The sequence below is a fragment of the Pseudoalteromonas sp. PAB 2.2 genome, assembly GCF_001938575.1.
Taxonomy (GTDB): Bacteria; Pseudomonadota; Gammaproteobacteria; order Enterobacterales; family Alteromonadaceae; genus Pseudoalteromonas; species Pseudoalteromonas lipolytica.
The window spans coordinates 278,678-296,884 of the sequence record NZ_LYPI01000011.1; the positions used below are offsets into that span (position 1 = coordinate 278,678).

An 18,207-nucleotide genomic window follows, 5' to 3' on the forward strand; every position below is an offset into this window, starting at 1 on the left:
AGCTGCTTTGATCTAGATCAAGTTTTAAACTGGCTTAAAACGGCGTTGATACTATATATTGATCATATTGAAATTTAAAACACAATATGTAGTGGTTTATGTTTAATGTATTAGAACCCCAAGTGTGCTTTCAAGAAGTCCCCGGACACATTGCGTTAGGCTTTGTGTGCACGGGGTGCCCCTTGCGCTGTCCTGGATGTCATAGCGTTGATACATGGGATCCAAAGTATGGTGAGCGGTTAACATCGCAACGCTTTATTGCACTGCTTGAGCGCTATAAGCACTTGATAACTTGTGTGGTGTTTTTTGGCGGAGAATGGCAGGAAGGTGATTTAGTTTATTTTTTAAAGTTAGCAACGCAGCAAGGCTTAGCAACGTGTTTGTATACCGGGCTTGAGGATGTGTCGGAGCAATTAAAAGCACAGCTGACTTATGTAAAAACGGGCCGTTATGTCGCTGAATTAGGTGGCCTGGCGAGCCATTTAACTAATCAACGATTTATTGAAATTGCTTCGGGTAAGGTACTTAACTCATTATTTTTAAAAGGATAACAAAAATGTCTATGCTGAATTGTGAACAATTAAAAGAAAAAATGCGTTTCATCGAAAACTATACACAGGCCAAGAATGCGGCCGATGGTTCTAAAGTGGATGCGAATGCAAATGTGACATTAAAAAATATAGCGACGCTAGAATCAGAAATAATGAAAGACTTTTTCATTCACGTTAATCGCACTCAGGTGAGTAATAAAATAACCGCGCTTTTCGGCGAGTCATTGGGCAAAGAGTACCTTCGACAAATTGAGAACCATGAAATTTATGTGCATGATGAAACGAGCTTAAAGCCTTACTGTACTTCTATCACCATGTATCCATTTTTATTGGATGGGCTAACCAAATTAGGGGGAGAGTCTAAGGCACCCAAGCATTTAGAATCGTTCTGCGGCAGTTTTGTGAATCTTGTTTTTGCAATTAGCGCGCAGTTTGCAGGGGCTGTCGCGACGGTCGAGTTTTTAATGTATTTTGATTACTTTGCGCGTAAGGATTACGGTGAAGACTATTTAGTTACTCACTATAAACAGATAGAAAATCACTTACAGCATGTCGTGTACGCTTTAAATCAACCCGCTGCTGCACGAGGTTATCAAAGCGTATTTTGGAATATCTCGTTGTACGATAGTGCATACTTTGAGGCTATGTTTGGTCATTTTGTGTTTCCTGATATGACGGCTCCCGATTGGTCGTCTTTAAAGGCACTGCAAGACATGTTTTTAAATTGGTTTAACCAAGAGCGAAACAAAGCTGTTTTAACATTTCCTGTTGTCACCGCTGCCATGCTAGTAGAAGACAATGAACCTAAAGATAAAGAATTTGCATTGATGTGTGCCGAAAACTTAAGTCAAGGCGGCTCATTTTTTGTTTATCAATCAACCGATGCTGATTCATTAGCCTCATGCTGTCGACTTCGTAATGAAATTAGCGATCATAGTTTTTCGTATAGTTTAGGCGCGGGGGGCGTTTCGACGGGCTCTATCAATGTTATTACACTGAATATGAATCGATTGGTGCAAGATGGCAGAGACCTAGCAACAGAAATAAGAAAAATACATGCTTATCAAATCGCGTATCGCACCTTAATGGAAGAGTACCAGCAAGCGGGCATGCTACCGGTGTACGACGCAGGGTTTATTTCCTTTAACAAGCAATTTTTAACCATTGGTATTAATGGCATGGTTGAAGCCGCAGAGTATTTAGGTATTCAAGTGGGGGTTAATGATGCGTATAAAGAATGGGTGAAAAGTCAGTTAGAAGTGATTTATAAAGAGAATCGCTTAGCAACAAAAGAGACCGGCTTTTTATTTAACACTGAGTTTGTTCCTGCTGAAAATTTAGGGATAAAAAATGCCAAATGGGATAGCGAAGATGGCTACTTCACGCCAAGAGAATGCTACAACAGTTATTTCTATTTAGTAGAAGACACAACACTAAATCACCTTGATAAGTTTATATTGCATGGTAAATCGATGACAGAGTTTTTAGATGGTGGCTCAGCACTGCATTTGAACTTAGAAGAGCATTTAGACACTGAGCAATATATGCAGTTATTTAATGTGGCAGCGCGAACGGGGTGCAATTATTTTTGCATTAATGTGAGGATCACCATTTGTAATCACTGTGAGTATATCGACAAACGCTCAAGGCAATCATGCTCACAGTGTGGTTCAACAGATATTGATTATGGCACACGCGTGATTGGCTACTTAAAAAGAGTGTCGTCATTTAGTCATGGCCGACGTAAAGAGCACAAATTGCGACATTACCAATGCACAAAAGTACAACAATCAGCGTTAGCCTAACAATGTAAAGGGGCGTCTATTGCCCCTTTTGCCTTAACCTTGCATAAAAAGAATATTATTTTCTAAATGAATGTGCTCGTTTAAATCGTTGTAGAGCTCATGTATTTTGGCATAAAGACGCTGCCAGTCTTCATCAGCATCGTGCGGAGGAGTAAACTTATTGGTGAGTGTGGTTAATTTTTCGAGTGCCTTCTCGTGCTCTAAGTGTTCTGCTTCCATCACACTAATAGGACCCGATGGATAATAACCTTTCATGATCATTGGGAATAAAATGGCCTCTTCTTTCATCATATGTTCTTCAAGTTCATATTTCATTTGCGATAAATGAGATTCCAGATGATGAGGGTAGTCAGCATGATCAGTATTTTTTAATTTCACTGCTTTGGTTAATTGGATCAATTGTTGAAATTGCATTCTGTGCTTTTCATGAAAATTATCGATGATATGCGCAATGAGCTTAATGGGCGATTGCGCCTCCCAGTTTATGTTACTGCCAGAAATAGCTTGTCCAATATGAGTGTGTTGCTTGGTGGTTGAGTTATCTTCATTGACAAGGTCAATAGCATTAGCGCTTTCGCTCGCTATATCATTTGATGTTTCTGTACGAGCAGACATTCTCAATCCTTACTTTTAAATGACGAATGGTTTAATCAATCTAGTTGAAACATAGGACGAAAGATATTCCTCAAAGGGGATAGAAAACGCTTAACCTTTACTAGGTAGTGCCCGTAAAAATTCATTTAATACCTTACCTAATAGGGGATTTCCCTCATGCCATGTAGGGATTGATCCTGATAGCTGCCAACTTCATTCGGCTATTTAATTAGAAATGTAAATAAAACATTAACCATTTTAGGCGTCAATTCACGCAAGGTAGGTGTCAGATGAAACTATTAATGAAAAATATGGCGGTTGGTTTAACGCTTGCAGGATTCAGTTTAAACGCAGCGGCAGCCGCAGTGATAGGCTCTCAATTAGAGCAACAGCTTAAAACTATGTCGCTCACAGACAAAGCGATGGTGGTTGTAAGTTACGAGCAAATGGAAGCACTTAAAGCCACACAAATAAGTAAGTTAATTAATCTAGGTATCACACAAAGTGTGCAATTTAAGTCATTACCAATGATTGGTGTTGTTGCATCACCTACACAAATTAAAAAGTTAGCAGCAATGGAAGGGGTTCGCTCTATTTTTGCAAATAGACCTTTAACTTATTACAACCTAGAAGCGCGAGAAATTACGGGGGTCGAAAAGCTTCAATCAGACGAATTCACGGCTAATAATGGGATGACGTTCACAGGTAAAGGCGTCACCGTTCTTGTCAATGATTCTGGTATTGATGCGTCACTCGCTGATTTAGAGTATGGCGCTAAAGTCATTGAAAACGTGCAAGGGATTACTCATGCCAGTGCTATTTCAATTACTGGTGCAAGTGGTGTGTGGATTGAAGGCCAACTTAACACCGATTTAAATGTAGGTCATGGCACACACTGTGCGGGCACTGTGGCTGGTTGGGGAAGTCATTCTGATGGTAAGTACCAAGGTGCAGCACCGGGTGCTGATTTAATTGGTTATGGTTCTGGCGCAGGTATTTCTATTTTGGATGCTCTGGGTGGTTATGACTATGCCATTACCCATATTTGGGATTTTAACTCGCCGATTCGTATCATGAGTAACTCATGGGGAAGCAGTGGTAAGTTCGAAAGCCATGATCCTATTTCATTGGCATCTTACAAAGCTTACAAGTTGGGTATGTTATCAGTGTTTGCTGCGGGTAATTCAGGTTCAGGCGAAGATACTCACAACCCATATGCACAAATTCCATGGGGAATGTCGGTGGGTGCAGGCACCAAGCAAGGTGATTTAATTGATTTTTCATCACGGGGTAAAAGTGGTGAACAAGGCACCTTTACTATGCCAGACGGCAGTGAGTGGCAGTATAAAAATGAAATAACAATAGTCGCACCGGGAGTGGATATTATTTCGACACGCGCAAAAACGAACATCGTATCGAACGGCGGTGCAGATGACATTGACGCAATTGAAGCTGAATACTTACCTTATTACACAATGATTTCAGGCACGTCAATGGCCACCCCCCATGTTGCGGGTGTGGCTGCGCTGATGCTGGAAGCAAACCCCGACTTAACACCGCTGCAAATTAAACAAATTATGCAAGAAACAGCGACAAACATGCCGGGCTATCAGGCATGGGAAGTGGGCGCTGGTTATGTCAATGCGTATGCCGCTGTAGCTGGCGCATTGGGTTATAACGCTGAAAATAGTGTCACAGTAAATAACTTAAACGACTTTAATGCGAATGCCATTATTGTGGATGACAGCTCACCCACCCCATTTGAAGTGTTCTACTCACCAGTGGGTGAACCAGAGGAATTTACCTTTACTGTTGGCAGTGATGCTGCGTTTATCAATGTGGCTGCAGATGTGCTGGCGAACACCACTAAACTCAAACTTGAAGCACCCGATGGCACGGTTTATTTTGGCAACTTAACCTTGCCAGTACTTGATACTTCAATGCGTGTTTCAGCGCCAGCACAAGCCGGAGAGTGGAAGTTATCTGCATTTGGTTTGACCTCGTTATCAGGTGTAGAAGCCGATCCTACAGGTGTCACAAATGGCCCAAGCTTACCTGAGTTTATTAGTGGTGAAATTAGTATTTTGAAGTCAGGTGGATACCAAGGGCTTAATGATATTTTTGTTCACCCAGCTCGAAAAGCGATTGAATTTGCGGTTAGTGAACGACTCGTTGATGGTCACGATGATGGCTACTACCGACCTGATGTAAACCTATCACGTGCAGAGCTTGCTCAGTATCTTGTGATGGGAATGGCAATCAGACAACAACGTGACATTCTGGCGACACAAAAACCGGCCTTTGTGGATGTTATGTCTGGTAGCGAAGCGTTTGTCGATGCCGTTACGTCAGTAGGCTCAGCGTTAAAAGACCGTAAACAAGAGCAAAATCCGGTGATGTCAGTATCGGGGCAGTCATTTAATCCGACGGGCACAGTTAGCAAAACCGATTTAGCGTACTCATTAGTGCAAGCACTTGGCTTACAATCGCAGGCTGGCAATCACACGGGCGATATCACGGTTGCTTACAACGGCGAACAAATCCCGCTTCGTGATAGCAATGCGATACCTAGCGAATTAAAAGGGTATGTGCAATTGGCTGTTGATATGTCGCTGTTAGGTGTCCGTTTTGAGCTTGAACAGGGCCGCTATGATTTAACACCGACGCTTGTTGCTTACTTTGAACCAGACACCGTAGTAAGCCGGGGTGATTACGCGGTGATTATTGGTCGAGTGTTCGATCAATATTTAAGATAGTTAAGTCCTTGATGAATAAAAACCAACCTGAAAAATGGTTGGTTTTTATCCGTTATTTTTCATTAAAAACTTGCGAAATACCCCAGTCGAAAGTAAGTTTAATGTTGTAGTTTGTTAAATAAAAGTGTTGCTTCGGCTTGCCGTCGTCACGAGAGAGTTGAGAATATGAGCCAGTTCAAGACGTTTTACATCATTGCATTTGCTTTAATAATGATGCTTTCAAGCCCAGTATCACACAGCACAGAATTAGTCAGTGTCAATGTTCAAGGTAATACTGTTGAGGCCGTGATTAACCTCCCTGCAAATATTTCAGCAGATATCACCCTTGAATTTGAAAATGCAGTAGGCCTTACCGCTGATAATATAGGTATTACAGCCGAAATTATTGATATCACGTCGCTTAATCTTTTGCAGCGACTACCAAACAGTAGCAATATTTCTTTGCAAGCGCTTTTTCCAATGATGATTACCATTGAGCCTGATACCAGTGGCGGTTTTTCGTTTTCGGGAGTCGCGAGTGTTGACATTCATACGCACAATTTAGAGTACACAGCGGGTACGCCGCTACGCTTTTTTAAAGCGCCTTTGGGCGGTGAGTTTAAAGATATTACTACAACAATGGGGGCGGGGAGTTACCGTGCTCGCGGTTCAACAGGCCGCTTTTCACAGTTTATAATTGTCGCTGACTTACGCCCTGCAACCGTTGTGATCAATACAAAGTTTAACGACTTACAATCGGCGTTAAATGCTTTTTCTAGCCAGATTGACAGTGTTGTTTATTCAACACTATTGCAAGACGTCGCCGATATTAATCAAGCAATTATGACGCTTGATTACAGCTCAGCGAGTAGTAAAGTTAGCCAGTTTATTAATAATGTGAAAGCTAATCGAGGCCAAGCAATTCCAGATGTGTGGCGCTCAAGCCGAGATGTCGATAACGTGATGGGTGAGCTGATAGCTTATGCAAATACGTTACGCTTTAGTTTGAGACTTGCCAATTAAGAATAATAAGGTTTGTAGAGTAGTTGTGTATGCCCGCTAGAATTACGGTTTGTTATACTGATCAGCCTGCGATGGAAAGCTATTTATACGAACAAAGTGGATACCTCATAGGACGTGCGAAAGAGTGTCAGTTAATTTTGGAGCACCCAACGGTGTCACGTCAGCATGCTCGTGTGTCGCACAGTAATGATGCATGGCAACTTAATGATCAACGAAGTTTAAACGGCACGAAAGTAAACGGTGCCGTTGTCACTCACTCAACCCTTGCTGATGATGCAATCATTTCGATTGGTGATTTAGATTGCTTGTTTGAAGCAAAGTCAATGTCGCAAATAGCGGCCATTAATGAGCATAACACCTGGCGATTAACACAAAGTAAGTTAGCCTCACCGTCTTCTAATACAGACTATTTAAAAGAAAGCCTAATTGCCCAATTACATAACCTAATTACGTTAACAGGCACGCAGCGTGGTGTGTTGCTATTAGGCGAACAATTAGATTCATTACAAGTATGTATCGAACAAGGTTTCAAAACGGGTGATTTTAAATTGAAACGCTTTGAAGGCAGTGTTGGTGCAATCTCTCGTTGCTTTGAAAAAGCAGAACCCGTGGTGGCTATGGATGTGTCGGTACATGACTTACTCAAACACCGCGACAGTATTCAGTTGAAAAAAATATCCTCGCTAGCGTGTATCCCGTTACTGTTTGACGGTCGAGTTGTTGGGGTCGTGTATACCGACAGCCAATTAGCGGGAAAAGTACTGACTGATTTAGACATCGAAATTTTCCACAGCATGGGACTTCAAATCGAGGCCGCAGTGCAAGCCTTACTGTTGCAACAATCTATTGATAACTTACAAAAAGTGGTTACAGATAAGCACGTTAACGAAAATACTGGCTATACTTTATTTAATTTATGTCATTAACCCCTGTTAAATAGGTGATATGAGCAATAACGACGTTTCTAAAAGTAGCAGTGATGAATTGCATGAAACTCAGGTAATTAGCTCACCGACTTATCTTAAGCCTGGCGAATGTTTACTTGGCCGTTTTGAGATTGAAGCCATGTGTGGTCAAGGTCAGTATGGGTGTGTTTACCGCGCCTACGACAAACAGCTTGATACACACATTGCCATTAAAGTACTTAATCAATCAATTAGTCAGCAATCAGATGCGATTGCAAAGTTCAAACAAGAATTACTGCATTTACGTCAATTAAGCCACCCGACTATTTTACGTGTTCATGAATATTATCATTGGCAAAATCTACATTTTATAACGATGGATTGGATTGACGGCCAATCGCTAGAAGAGGCTAGTCTGACTTTTCAGAGTCGTGAAGAGCTTATTACATTTGTCAGCCAGTTATTAGAGGCATTGGTTTTTGTGGAGCAAGCCAATGTTGTTCACCGAGATATTAAACCCGCCAATATTATGCTCGATAAAAAGGGACGACTGTATATTTCAGACTTTGGTTTATCGGTGTTAGAAGGCAGCGCAGATGTGGGCGATATTGTGGGGACGGTTCATTATGCCCCTCCAGAGTATTTGCAGTTTGGGGCTGTAAATTCGACTACTGATTTATATGCGGTTGGCGTGGTGTTGTATCAGCTGTGTTGTGGTGAACTTCCCTTTACTGGACAAAGCCTTGATGAGGTATTAACGGCAAAGCAGCTTAATAAAGCAAAATGTCGCGTAAAGCATAAACAACTGGCTTTTATTGCGCCATTTATCAACAAACTTATTCATTCTCAAGTTAACGCACGTTTTAAAAATGCCACTGAGGCACAAACGGCATTTTTAAAACAAATTAAAGAAAAACCGCACAACATTAAAAAACACTCTATGTTGATGGCTGTCGTGGTGGTTATAGGCTTGTTTATTATGGCTGCGGTATTTTTAAGCATGCCACACGATACTCCCCAACAGCCTGAGAAAGAATACTATGCAGTGGCTGTTTTACCTTTGCAAAGTAGCGACGATAGCGTTGCACAAGGGCTTGCTGAATATATTAACTATCAACTGCATGAATTAGGTCATTTACGAGTAGTAGAGCAAGGCAGGTTAAGTCAGTTGCTCTCTCAACTTGGAATTACAATGCCGTTAGATGAGCAAAAGCTAGCGCTGGTGGCTGACTTATTAAATGTAAGCTACCTGATTGCTCCGCAACTATACCCAAGTGGTTCAGAGCAACACGATATTAAATTTAATGTTTATCAGCTTGAAGGACACACATTACAGCAAAATACACTCTTAACGAGCGATTTTAATCAAGCTAATTGGCAACAAAGCGTGTCGAGTTTTACCGAGCGTTTTTCACAGCAATTGCAATTATCAACTGAAGTGAAGGCATTACAAGTTGACCCTCAACCAGCAGGTGAGTTGTTTATTGTGAAGTCGTTACTGCAAAAAGGTGAGTTTGAAAAAGCGCAAACATCGTTATCGCAGTTTTTAACCAAGCACCCAAATTCAGGGCTAGGGTGGTTACTGCAAGGTGAATTATTGCTTGCTACCCAGCAATTTTTTGATGCTGAGAATGCTTACAATCAGGCCCTTAAGTTTGCTGAAGATAAAACCTACACAGCAAAATTTGCCAGTGCGAGGCTTAATGATCTCGCCGGTAAAGCAGAGCAAGCTCAAGCTGACTATGCAGCCCTTGTAAAGGCATTTCCTTATGATGTGGAATTAAAAATAGCCCTTGCTGAGTTTTATTTTCTGACAGAACAACATCAAAAAATGGAAACGTTGTTGCTTGAGGTCGTTAACCTTGACCCTTATCATCCCGATGCATGGTTTATGCTTGGCCGAGCTGCATTTTTACAAGGGCAGTATCAAAAAGCGGTTGATGAGTATTTTGTTAAAGCCTTAGTAACTGCCAAAAAATCGAAAAATGCGTATCAAGAAGGCGAAGCGCTGAATGCGTTTGGTGTTGTTTACAATCAACTCGGGGAGATTGATTTAGCCTTTGATTACTACCGTCAAGCACTCGCTATTCGCGAAAACATTGACGACATTGCTGGAATGGCAACCACCATGGGTAACCTGTCTTCATTGCACCTTGCTAAAGCACAGTACACAGAAGCAGAACGCTATTTACAACAGAGCATTTCATTGTACGAGCAACTAGGCGATCAAGAAGGACTATCGCATACCTTTAACGAGTTAGGGGTGCTTGAAGAAGAGCAGGCTTTGTATCAAAAAGCACTTGAATATTATCAGCAAGGCCTCGACATACGCATGACGCTTGGCAACCAAATGCTGCAAGCCGAGAGTATGAATAACATCGGTTTCATGTATTTTATGCTGTTAAATAAAAAGCATGCGTTGGTTTATTGGCGTCAGGCTGAGCAACTGTATCAAGGTATTCAATACCCCTTGGGTATCATCCATGTAAGGCAGAATTTAGGGCAAATTGAATTAGCACAGGGAAATTGGCGAAACGCGTACCATCTTTTCAATAATACACTGGCAGATGCTAAACAACTCAATAGCACGTTTGAGCAATGGGTATCGCGTAGTTACTTATCTAAATTGACCTTTTTACAAGGAAATTTTGCAAATAGCATCACTGAGTTAAGCGCCATTTATGAGCAAGCAAAGTCATTGCAAGATATTCGCGCGATGAGTGAATTTGGCTTGTGGCTTGTTGATTGGTCGTATCAATTAGGTGATATCACCGGCGCAGCGTCAACAATCGCGAGCTTAAAACAAGATATCGCCGATAAGGGCAACCGTGAGTATTTTAGCCGACTTGCATTTTACAGTGAGCTCATAACGGGTGAGATGATCACTCAACAACAAATGAGTGAGCCCATGAGCAAAGATTATAGCCAGGGCGCTATTTATATTGCCAAGCTCATTTATGCGGCTCGTGAAGCACTGCGTCAACAGCAAGATATTAGTGCTCATTTAGCGGCGCTGGGTAATGTTGATTTTACTTTATATCAATATGCCTATCTTGAGTATTTAGAGCTGCTTGCTGTACAGCAGTTTATGCAACAGCAATGGCCTGATTTTCAGGCAACGCTAAAACAGGCTGATATTCTACTTCGTAAGATGGGAGGGTACTGGCGGAGTTTTCAATTTGATCGATTAAGAGTGCAGTTTGCTTATCACAATGAGCAAGCACCCAGTAGCTTAAAAGCAAAGCTTAATTCAGAGTTAAACACTTTATTGGCCAATCTTCCTAAAGACAGAAAGGCTGAATTTTTAAACTATCAAAGTTATTTTCAACTTGATGATTCGTTACAGGACTTGGCTGGTTATGAATAATGATAAGGATATCACCTCGCTGGTGGCAGAGCTTAACCAAAAGCAGCAGCAAATTTCGCAGCAACTTTCAAACTCTAATGAGCAAATGCGTGGTTTAGCAAAGCGTGTTTGGCAGGTGCAAGAGAATGAGCGAAAGCAAATAGCACAAGAGCTGCATGATGGGGTTGGGCAGCTACTCACCGCTTTAATAAATCAATTACAGCAAGCAAAAAATGAAGCTCCCAGCCATGCTCTCAATGAGAGTATTGAATTAGCTCGCCAAGCATTATCAGATACTCGGGTTATATCACGGCTTATGCGACCGCGCATATTAGACGATTTAGGCCTTGTGCCTGCACTTGAGTGGTTGGTGAGAGTGATGTCTGAACAGCAGGCGTTTACTATTAACTTACATCACCAAGTTGATAATAACCTAGCCAGTGATATACAAACCTTGGTATTTAGAGTGGTACAAGAAGCGCTGACCAACGCCATTAAACATGCGAAGGCAAGCCTAATTACCATTAATGTGATAGCAACAAAAAGCATGTTAATGGTCAAAGTAAAAGATAATGGTCAAGGTATGGAACTACAACCTGATGATCTAACGACAGGCTTTGGTTTAGGGGCAATGCGAGACCGAGTTATGGCATACGGTGGTCAGCTAACGGTCACGACTGCGCCACAGCAGGGCTGCGAAATTAAAGTGATTGTAACAGGAAATAATTAATATGATTAGCGTACTGATTGCTGATGACCACACTATTTTGCGCCAAGGTCTGGTGAGTTTACTGAGCAATGACCCTGATATTCGAGTACTTGCTGAAGCGGCAGATGGTTTATCTGCCGTACAAAAAGCACTTGAATTAAAGCCAATGGTGATTGTTATTGATATCAGCATGCCAGAATTAAACGGCATGGAAGCGGTTAAACGACTTCATGAGCAGTTACCAGAAGCTAAAGTACTGGTGCTAACCATGCATGAAGAGCAAGAATACGTAATACATATGGTGCGGGCTGGTGCATCTGGTTACTTGTTAAAAGACAGCGCCAGTGATGAGCTTATTGATGCCGTAAAAGCACTTGCTCAAGGGAAAACCTATTTTAGCCAATACGCAGCCAGTGTATTAGCAACCATGTCATTAAAACCGGCTGAAACATGGGATGACCCTTATCGTAATTTAACCAGTCGTGAGCGTGAAGTTTTTCATCTTATTATCGAAGGTAAAACCACCAAAGACATTGCTCGCTCATTAGATATCAGTGTAAAAACGGCTGAAAATCATCGTGGTAAAGTACTTGATAAGTTACAAGTCGCCAATGCGGCTGAATTGGTCCGTTACGCTGCAAAATATAATTTACTCATATAAAGGTGTTTTAACCTTCTTGCTCTAGGGGTTTTCCCCCATTTTTAAAAGCCTACGTGTTTGCCATGCTGAGAGAGTCAAAACAAATTAAGGTTTACTCTCATGCTTAACACTCAATTAAAATCACAAAAACTACTCGCGGGTCTTGTTGGCGCAGGACTAAGCTTAATGTCACTGAATTTATCAGCTAAATCTTTGGGGCCAGAAATTAGTCAGTTACTGACCCAAGCAACAGAACAAGATGTGTTCGAAGTTATTGTTACATTTGAAGGTAATAAAGCGGTCGACTCTGAACTGATGAGCGTTATTCAGTCGGCAGGTGTGTTAGGCGGTGTTAGTTTAAAAAGCCTGCCTATGGTCGGTATTACGGCAACTAAAGCTCAAATCGAGGCTATCTACGCATCAGACAAAGTTCGTTCAATTTGGTACAACGCGCCACTATCACTAGAAAATGATGGTTCAACTCAAATTACTGGTGTTGACCGATTACGTGCCGATAGCTCTTTACGACATAAAGGCATGCCGTATTCTGGTCGCGGCATTGGTGTTGTCGTTAATGATTCAGGGGTGGATGGAACGCATGGCGACATCAAATACCCTAACCACGTAGTACAAAACGTGCTTGCGCAAACAAACTTAAACTCGTTGTCGAGTGTATTACCCATTACTTACCAAGAAGACGTTGATAACACTGATATTGCGGGCGGTCATGGTTCACATGTAGCGGGCATTATTGGTGGTAATGGTGCAATGTCGAGTGGTAAGTATCAAGGGGTCGCGCCGGGTGCAAAAATTATCGGTTATGGGTCGGGTGCGGGCTTATTTATTCTAGATACACTGGGTGGTTTTGATTACGCTTTAACGCATCAATTCGATTATAACATTCGTGTTATTTCAAACTCGTTTGGTAATACAAGCGACACAGGCACAGATTTTAACCCAGATGATCCAACAAATATCGCAACCAAAAAGTTGGCAGACAATGGGGTAATTGTTGTTTTCTCAGCGGGTAACTCAGGAAGCGGTGAAGGTACGATTACAGGCAACTTCAAAAAAGCACCTTGGGTTATTACTGTGGCAGCCGGTGATAAAACCGGTAATTTGGCCAGCTTTAGTTCTCGCGGTGTGAAAGGTAAAGGTGGCGTTGTTAGCATTAATGGTGAACAGCTCGAATGGCAAGATAGACCAACAATTACGGCGCCAGGTGTTGATGTTATTTCAGCAAGAGCTTCACTTTCAAGCTTGAGCACCTTGAGTCTAGCTGATGACAGTGAAATTATGGATATTAATCATGTGCCGTATTACACATCAATGAGCGGCACCTCAATGGCTGCACCACATATTTCAGGTATTGTCGCGCTGATGTTAGAGGCGAATCCAAACCTGACATGGCGTGAGGTGAAAACCATTTTGCAAGAAACCGCGACAAATATGCCCGGACTTGAAGACTGGGAAGTTGGGGCAGGTTATGCAAATGCTTATGCCGCAGTACAGTCAGTCGTTGATCAACAACGTACGTTTGGTACCACGACTAAACTTAACCGTAACTTTAATGCTCAAGCGCAAACATCAGTGCAGGCTGAGTACAATGACACCGTTGATTTTAGCCCCGTGGGTGATAATTCAGGCACCCTTATTAATGTTAGCCCAGATGCGTCAATGTTGATGGTGAGTGCCAATGTATCTGACAACACCGTTGGGTTGTCACTCACCAGTCCTTCGGGTAAACGTTATGGCTCGAGTATTGCGTTGCCAGTACTGGGCCAAAATATTGCTGTAACAGCCCCTGCAGAAGCCGGCGAATGGGTGCTAAAAGCCAGTGGTATTGGCGGTTTGTCTGGGGTAGATGTTGACCCCCTCGGTGTAACCAATGGTTATGCTGTGCCAGGCTCGATTCCTGTTAAAGTAAAAATAGTTAAAACAGATGGTTACACTGGACTTGATGATGTAGCCGCTGATCACCCTGCAAAAGCGTTTATTGAAATGGCAGTGAGTGAGCAGTTAGTCGATGCAACAGAGAATGGATTTAAACCCGATGACTTTTTACTTCGCCAAGAATTAGCCGACTTTTTAACACTCGGCGCAGGAGTGAGACAATCAAACAAAGCGACACAAATAAGCTATACCGATGTTGATGCTTCGTATAGCGCAGCAATTAATGCAGTAACACAAAAAGGGGCTGCGCTTCGTAATACAGCACAAGATCAAGCGCCTGTAATGTTGACTGATACAACGATGTTTTCACCAACAGAGCAGGTGAGTCGAAGTGAACTTGCTTACTCGCTCGTGCAATCATTAGCACTGCAAGAAACAGCAGCTACGTTTAGCGGAGATATTACAGTGGTTTACAACGATGAGCGATATGCACTGGAAGATCAACATACCATTCCTGACCACCTTAAAGGGTATGTACAGCTGGCGCTAGACCTTGGCATTTTGAATGCGTACTTTGATGTACACCAAGGCCGCTTCGACTTAGAGCCAAAAGTAACCGTACACTTCAATGGTGATGAATCGGTAACGCGTGCTGACTACGCTGTAGCTGCAACACGTTTTTACAATAATTAGCCTCCCTTCACCGATGCTAATACCACTTTATTCCCCTGTAGAGTGGTTTTTAAAACAAAAGACCCAGCAACAGCTAGGTCTTTCTTATTTTAAAATAACAACAGAGTTATTCAATATTCTGGATCTGTTCGCGCATTTGTTCAATTAACACTTTAAGCTCGACAGCTGCGTTTGTGATGTCGCTGTTAATTGACTTAGACGCAAGCGTATTCGCTTCGCGGTTAAACTCTTGCATCATAAAGTCTAAACGACGACCGCAAGCGCCACCTTTCGTTAAGATTTTTTTAGTTTCTTTAACATGCGATTTTAAGCGGTCTAGTTCTTCGGCCACATCTTGTTTTTGAGCAAGGTAAATAAGTTCTTGCTCAAGACGTGATTCGTCGATATCCGTTTTTAACTCTTCTAGTTTTTGATTTAGTTTGTCGCGTTGCCATTTAGCTATTTCTGGTAAGTGGCTCTCAACAATGACTACTTGCTCTAAAATTGCATCTAAACGGGTTGCAATCATTTCGTGAAGGTTAGCGCCTTCATCGCCTCGTGCTTGTTTAAAGTCTTCGATTACTTCATCAAAGCCTGCGATCAGTGCAGTATTTACACTATCCATGTCTAACTCTTCAGCCTCCATCACACCTGGCCAACGTAAAATATCAACAGGGTTGATGTCGCCATTGCTTTGTTGCTGCACCCATTGCGCGCTTTTAATAAGCTGCTCAGCCAGAGATTCATTAATTGTTAGCTCACCAACATGTGCTGGGTTTGCTGCAAATTTTAGGAAAACTTCTACTTTTCCGCGCTGTAGGTGTTTGCGTAAACGTTCACGGATAACAGGTTCCATCCCACGAAATTGCTCTGGTGCGCGGATAAAAGTTTCAAGGTAACGTTGGTTAACTGAACGAATTTCCCAAGTGCCAGTGCCCCATTCGCCTTTAATTTCGCGACGCGCATAAGCTGTCATGCTGTGGATCATGGATGATTTCCTAGTGTTATTTATTTACAAATTTGGTTGATTATACCGTATCAGCCTTTAACCTCTAGCGGAAATTTTTTCAGCTGCATATTTCACATTCATTTAATTATGTAAATCAACATGGCATCTACACGTATATATACTTATAATGTGGCAAATTCAGATTTAAGGGGATCGTTAATGCGTCCAAGCGAAAGAACACCTAACCAAATTAGACCGGTTACATTTACACGTAATTACACTATGCATGCTGAAGGTTCAGTATTAGTAGAGTTCGGAAATACGAAAGTATTGTGTACTGCAACTGTTGAAGCAGGTGTACCACGCTTTATGAAAGGCCAAGGTAAAGGTTGGGTTACGGCTGAATACGGTATGTTGCCACGTTCAACACATACCCGTAATGGTCGCGAAGCAGCTCGCGGGAAGCAAGGCGGTCGTACAATGGAAATTCAACGCTTAATCGCACGCGCATTACGTGCTGCGGTTGATTTAAAAGCGTTAGGCGAAAACACCATTACAATTGATTGTGACGTAATTCAAGCTGATGGCGGAACTCGTACTGCATCAATCAGCGGCGCATGTGTTGCGCTTGTTGATGCGCTGACGTACATGCGCAGCAAAGGCATGATCAACTCTAATCCACTTAAACACATGATTGCAGCTATTTCTGTGGGTGTATATAAAGGTCAACCAATTACAGACCTTGAATACCTAGAAGACTCTGAAGCAGAAACCGATATGAATGTTATTTTGACTGAAACCGGCAAAATCATCGAAATCCAAGGGACTGCTGAGGGTGAACCTTTCTCGTTTGATGAATTAGATGAGCTACTATCACTGGCTAAGCATTCTATCCGTGAAATTATCGATGCTCAAAAGCAAGCTTTAGCATAATTTAGAAGTAGGTTAATTTAGTAATGAAAGATTATCAAAAAGAGTTTATTGAATTCGCACTTGAAAAGCAGGTGCTTAAATTTGGTGAGTTTACTTTAAAGTCAGGCCGTACTAGCCCTTACTTCTTTAATGCAGGTTTGTTTAATACCGGTCGTGATCTTGCTCGCTTGGGACGTTTTTATGCTGCGGCACTGGAAGATGCAGGCATCGAATACGATGTTTTATTTGGTCCAGCCTATAAAGGTATTCCAATTGCAACAACTACCGCGGTTGCATTAGCGGATCACCACGATAAAGATGTACCTTATTGCTTTAATCGTAAAGAGAAAAAAGCACACGGTGAAGGGGGCACATTAGTCGGTTCTGAGCTTAAAGGTAAAATCATGTTAGTTGATGACGTGATCACCGCTGGCACAGCCATTCGTGAATCAATGGAAATCATTGCAGATAATGGTGCAGATTTAAGTGGTGTGCTTATTGCTCTAGACCGTCAAGAAAAAGGCAAAGCTGAGCTTTCTGCGATTCAAGAAGTTGAACGTGACTTTGGAACAAAAGTTATCTCTATTGTGAAACTAGCAGACTTAATTAGTTACCTAGAAGCAAAAGGCACAATGGATGAGCATTTAGCCGCGGTTAAAGCGTATCGTGACCAATACGGCATTGCATAATTAGTTAATTGATTAATCAATTTTAAAAAGCCCAGCTACATTAGCTGGGCTTTTTGTTTTGATTTAGTGGGCCTTAAACAAGGAAAAAGGTTATTTAAGCGTTAATAAAGTTTCACTTTTGTGCTGTTTAGATAAGAATTGGTGAAAAAGCCCTTTTTTTTAAAGTTTTTAGAAAAAAGTGCTTGCGTAAAAAATCCATCTCCCTATAATGCGACCCCACTGAGACGGCAGACAGCAACGCTTAGCGAGGCAAGAGCAACTCAGGGTGTTAAGTAAAACTTAGTTTCGAAAAATTAAATTTTCTCAAAATTAAGTGTTGACAAAAAAATAGGAAAGCGTAATATACGCAGCCCTAGCGAGTTAAAGTGAAACGCTTTAATCGCAACGTTCTTTAACAATATAAAGCAATCATCTGTGTGGGCACTCGTACAGATTGAGTTCTAACAGTCGAGCTACTTAGGTAGTAAGACAAAMAAATTTAGAGTCTCAATTTAAACTGAGTGACCAACRGAAATAAGTTTACTTATTTCAGCACAGTCAATTCAACATCGAAAGATGTTAAATAAATTCAGAATTCATTGAGCATGTCCGCTCCCTTATGGGAAGGACAGAAAAAACTTTTAATTGAAGAGTTTGATCATGGCTCAGATTGAACGCTGGCGGCAGGCCTAACACATGCAAGTCGAGCGGTAACAGAGAGTAGCTTGCTACTCTGCTGACGAGCGGCGGACGGGTGAGTAATGCTTGGGAATGTACCTTATGGTGGGGGACAACAGTTGGAAAC

The 18,207-nt window shown here is 41.9% G+C and carries 13 protein-coding genes and 1 rRNA gene; 12 read left to right on the forward strand and 2 right to left on the reverse strand.

Going from position 1 to position 18,207, the window contains the following annotated elements; all coding sequences use genetic code 11:
* Window positions 1-98: 98 nt before the first annotated feature.
* Both nrdG and nrdD read left to right on the forward strand, forming a co-directional pair.
* A complete protein-coding gene (gene nrdG / locus BWD47_RS11255; RefSeq protein WP_075593996.1) occupies window positions 99-551 on the forward strand; it encodes an anaerobic ribonucleoside-triphosphate reductase activating protein in 453 nt (150 codons plus the stop codon).
* 5 nt (window positions 552-556) lie between these two features.
* On the forward strand, window positions 557-2,356 hold the full coding sequence (gene nrdD / locus BWD47_RS11260) for an anaerobic ribonucleoside-triphosphate reductase (RefSeq protein WP_075593997.1): 1,800 nt from the start codon (window positions 557-559) through the stop codon (window positions 2,354-2,356).
* A gap of 33 nt (window positions 2,357-2,389) precedes the next feature.
* Here the strand turns inward: nrdD and BWD47_RS11265 are convergent, their stop codons facing one another.
* Complete coding sequence (locus BWD47_RS11265) at window positions 2,390-2,971, reverse strand: hemerythrin domain-containing protein (protein WP_083633662.1); 582 nt, start codon at window positions 2,969-2,971, stop codon at window positions 2,390-2,392.
* 269 nt (window positions 2,972-3,240) lie between these two features.
* Between BWD47_RS11265 and BWD47_RS11270 the strand changes: the two genes are divergently transcribed.
* From BWD47_RS11270 to BWD47_RS11300, 7 genes are all read left to right on the forward strand, one after another.
* Window positions 3,241-5,706 (forward strand): S8 family serine peptidase, encoded by a 2,466-nt coding sequence (locus tag BWD47_RS11270; protein WP_075593998.1) that lies wholly within the window; start codon window positions 3,241-3,243, stop codon window positions 5,704-5,706.
* 165 nt (window positions 5,707-5,871) lie between these two features.
* Window positions 5,872-6,708: a DUF6689 family protein gene (locus BWD47_RS11275; protein ID WP_075593999.1), complete on the forward strand. Its 837-nt coding sequence runs from the start codon at window positions 5,872-5,874 to the stop codon at window positions 6,706-6,708.
* A gap of 29 nt (window positions 6,709-6,737) precedes the next feature.
* Window positions 6,738-7,634: an FHA domain-containing protein gene (locus tag BWD47_RS11280; RefSeq protein ID WP_083633663.1), complete on the forward strand. Its 897-nt coding sequence runs from the start codon at window positions 6,738-6,740 to the stop codon at window positions 7,632-7,634.
* Window positions 7,635-7,653: 19 nt separating this feature from the next.
* Window positions 7,654-10,980: a serine/threonine-protein kinase gene (locus BWD47_RS11285; RefSeq protein ID WP_075594000.1), complete on the forward strand. Its 3,327-nt coding sequence runs from the start codon at window positions 7,654-7,656 to the stop codon at window positions 10,978-10,980.
* Window positions 10,973-11,689 (forward strand): sensor histidine kinase, encoded by a 717-nt coding sequence (locus tag BWD47_RS11290; protein WP_075594001.1) that lies wholly within the window; start codon window positions 10,973-10,975, stop codon window positions 11,687-11,689. Before BWD47_RS11285 ends, BWD47_RS11290 begins: the two co-directional genes overlap by 8 nt.
* A gap of 1 nt (window position 11,690) precedes the next feature.
* Window positions 11,691-12,329: a response regulator transcription factor gene (locus BWD47_RS11295; RefSeq protein ID WP_036973006.1), complete on the forward strand. Its 639-nt coding sequence runs from the start codon at window positions 11,691-11,693 to the stop codon at window positions 12,327-12,329.
* 99 nt (window positions 12,330-12,428) lie between these two features.
* Window positions 12,429-14,894, forward strand: coding sequence for a S8 family serine peptidase (locus BWD47_RS11300; RefSeq protein ID WP_075594002.1), 2,466 nt, complete (start codon window positions 12,429-12,431; stop codon window positions 14,892-14,894).
* A 106-nt stretch (window positions 14,895-15,000) separates the two neighbouring features.
* Here BWD47_RS11300 and BWD47_RS11305 read toward each other — a convergent pair whose 3' ends face one another.
* Window positions 15,001-15,861, reverse strand: a complete 861-nt coding sequence (locus BWD47_RS11305) for a YicC/YloC family endoribonuclease (RefSeq protein WP_036973004.1) — start codon at window positions 15,859-15,861, stop codon at window positions 15,001-15,003.
* Window positions 15,862-16,041: 180 nt separating this feature from the next.
* Here BWD47_RS11305 and rph point away from each other — a divergent pair, with 180 nt between their 5' ends.
* The 3 genes from rph to BWD47_RS11320 all read left to right on the forward strand — a co-directional run.
* Window positions 16,042-16,755: a ribonuclease PH gene (gene rph / locus BWD47_RS11310; protein WP_036973003.1), complete on the forward strand. Its 714-nt coding sequence runs from the start codon at window positions 16,042-16,044 to the stop codon at window positions 16,753-16,755.
* A gap of 23 nt (window positions 16,756-16,778) precedes the next feature.
* Window positions 16,779-17,423, forward strand: a complete 645-nt coding sequence (pyrE, locus tag BWD47_RS11315; RefSeq protein ID WP_036973002.1) for an orotate phosphoribosyltransferase — start codon at window positions 16,779-16,781, stop codon at window positions 17,421-17,423.
* A 621-nt stretch (window positions 17,424-18,044) separates the two neighbouring features.
* Window positions 18,045-18,207 (forward strand): 16S ribosomal RNA (locus tag BWD47_RS11320); the annotation flags it as partial.